This window comes from Neobacillus cucumis, assembly GCF_023715505.1.
The window spans coordinates 1-1,801 of record NZ_JAMBOH010000079.1 but is presented as its reverse complement, the minus strand read 5'-3'; the positions used below and the strand labels follow the sequence as shown (position 1 = coordinate 1,801).

Annotated in this window: 14 tRNA genes and 1 rRNA gene; all 15 read right to left on the bottom strand. The window is 48.1% G+C overall.

Annotation, left to right across the window (positions count from 1 at the left end):
* Positions 1 to 198 precede the first annotated feature (198 nt).
* Positions 199 to 272 (bottom strand) — tRNA-Ile (locus M3226_RS31345).
* 15 nt (positions 273 to 287) lie between these two features.
* Positions 288 to 361: transfer RNA gene (locus M3226_RS31340), tRNA-Gly, on the bottom strand.
* A 20-nt stretch (positions 362 to 381) separates the two neighbouring features.
* Positions 382 to 466: transfer RNA gene (locus tag M3226_RS31335), tRNA-Leu, on the bottom strand.
* Between the two features lie 24 nt (positions 467 to 490).
* Positions 491 to 564 (bottom strand) — tRNA-Trp (locus M3226_RS31330).
* A 4-nt stretch (positions 565 to 568) separates the two neighbouring features.
* A tRNA-Tyr gene (locus M3226_RS31325) sits at positions 569 to 653 on the bottom strand.
* 14 nt (positions 654 to 667) lie between these two features.
* Positions 668 to 760 (bottom strand) — tRNA-Ser (locus tag M3226_RS31320).
* A gap of 27 nt (positions 761 to 787) precedes the next feature.
* Positions 788 to 864 (bottom strand) — tRNA-Met (locus M3226_RS31315).
* A gap of 23 nt (positions 865 to 887) precedes the next feature.
* Positions 888 to 963 (bottom strand) — tRNA-Ala (locus M3226_RS31310).
* Between the two features lie 19 nt (positions 964 to 982).
* Positions 983 to 1,059, bottom strand: a tRNA-Pro gene (locus M3226_RS31305).
* A gap of 38 nt (positions 1,060 to 1,097) precedes the next feature.
* Positions 1,098 to 1,183: transfer RNA gene (locus tag M3226_RS31300), tRNA-Leu, on the bottom strand.
* Positions 1,184 to 1,191: 8 nt separating this feature from the next.
* Positions 1,192 to 1,263, bottom strand: a tRNA-Gly gene (locus M3226_RS31295).
* A gap of 60 nt (positions 1,264 to 1,323) precedes the next feature.
* Positions 1,324 to 1,408, bottom strand: a tRNA-Leu gene (locus M3226_RS31290).
* 99 nt (positions 1,409 to 1,507) lie between these two features.
* Positions 1,508 to 1,583, bottom strand: a tRNA-Thr gene (locus M3226_RS31285).
* 8 nt (positions 1,584 to 1,591) lie between these two features.
* Positions 1,592 to 1,667 (bottom strand) — tRNA-Val (locus M3226_RS31280).
* A 7-nt stretch (positions 1,668 to 1,674) separates the two neighbouring features.
* Positions 1,675 to 1,791: ribosomal RNA gene (gene rrf, locus M3226_RS31275) — 5S ribosomal RNA — on the bottom strand.
* Between the last annotated feature and the right edge of the window lie 10 nt (positions 1,792 to 1,801).

Sequence of the window (1,801 nt, the reverse complement as noted above, 5' to 3'; positions counted from 1 at the left end):
TAGGTCTAATTGTAAATAAATTTCCAAATGGATGGAGCCACCTTTGATTGGGTATTTACTTTTTTGGCTCTAAATAAGAAAGATGACTAAACTGAAAATTACGACATTTTTAATGCAACACTAGTGTGAAAATATAAATGTTTAAGGACACAAAAAAACCGAACAGCATCCTGTTCGGTTTGATTCATTCTTTCATAATGGGCCTAAATGGACTCGAACCATCGACCTCACGCTTATCAGGCGTGCGCTCTAACCAGCTGAGCTATAGGCCCGTAATTTAAAATATATGGAGCGGGTGATGGGAATCGAACCCACTACATCAGCTTGGAAGGCTGAGGTTTTACCAGTAAACTACACCCGCATTAGAATAAATATTCTAGTTGGTACCGATGGTCGGGGTCGAACCGACACTCCTCACGGAACACGATTTTGAGTCGTGCGCGTCTGCCAATTCCGCCACATCGGCATGTGTTAATTATCAAAAAAATTATGGCAGGGGCAGTAGGAATCGAACCCACACTGAAGGTTTTGGAGACCTTAGTTCTACCTTTAAACTATGCCCCTAAAGTGGTGGAGGGGGACGGATTCGAACCGCCGAACCCTGAGGGAGCGGATTTACAGTCCGCCGCGTTTAGCCACTTCGCTACCCCTCCAATGAATATAGAAATGGCGGAGGAAGAGGGATTCGAACCCCCGCGCGGTTTAACCCGCCTGTCGGTTTTCAAGACCGATCCCTTCAGCCGGACTTGGGTATTCCTCCATTTTTAATAAACCATATTTATACTAATGGTAGCGGCGGAGGGGATCGAACCCCCGACCTTACGGGTATGAACCGTACGCTCTAGCCAGCTGAGCTACACCGCCATTATATTGTTTTAAAAAGTAATTGGTGGAGTCTAGGGGGATCGAACCCCTGACCTCCTGCGTGCAAAGCAGGCGCTCTCCCAGCTGAGCTAAGACCCCATAATGTGTAAGAAGTTGATGGTCGGGAAGACAGGATTCGAACCTGCGACCCCTTGGTCCCAAACCAAGTGCTCTACCAAGCTGAGCTACTTCCCGAAATATAAAAGTTATTTTGCCTGCGCAAAAAACTTTGATGCCGAGGACCGGAATCGAACCGGTACGGTAGTCACCTACCGCAGGATTTTAAGTCCTGTGCGTCTGCCAGTTCCGCCACCCCGGCAATAAGAGAGCGGAAGACGGGATTCGAACCCGCGACCCCCACCTTGGCAAGGTGGTGTTCTACCACTGAACTACTTCCGCATATATGGCAGGTTATTCTGCTATTGCAAAATACCTATTTATTTTACTTCGTAAAAAACTTGGTACGGGTGAAGGGAGTCGAACCCCCACGCCTTGCGGCGCCAGATCCTAAGTCTGGTGCGTCTGCCAATTCCGCCACACCCGCATATTCAGTTAAGTAAAATACAACTAGTTTAATATGCTTAATATCCCATCGGAATTTCGCGCATGTTTCCTGAGATGTAACTCGAAGTAGTAAGAAACATGGTGCCGGCGAGAGGACTTGAACCCCCAACCTACTGATTACAAGTCAGTTGCTCTACCAATTGAGCTACCCCGGCAGGGTATATGGTGGAGGATGACGGGATCGAACCGCCGACCCTCTGCTTGTAAGGCAGATGCTCTCCCAGCTGAGCTAATCCTCCATATAAAGCCTGGCAACGTCCTACTCTCACAGGGACTCGCGTCCCAACTACCATCGGCGCTGAGAAACTTAACTTCCGTGTTCGGTATGGGAACGGGTGTGACCTTCTCGCCATTATTGCCAGACTATTTAATT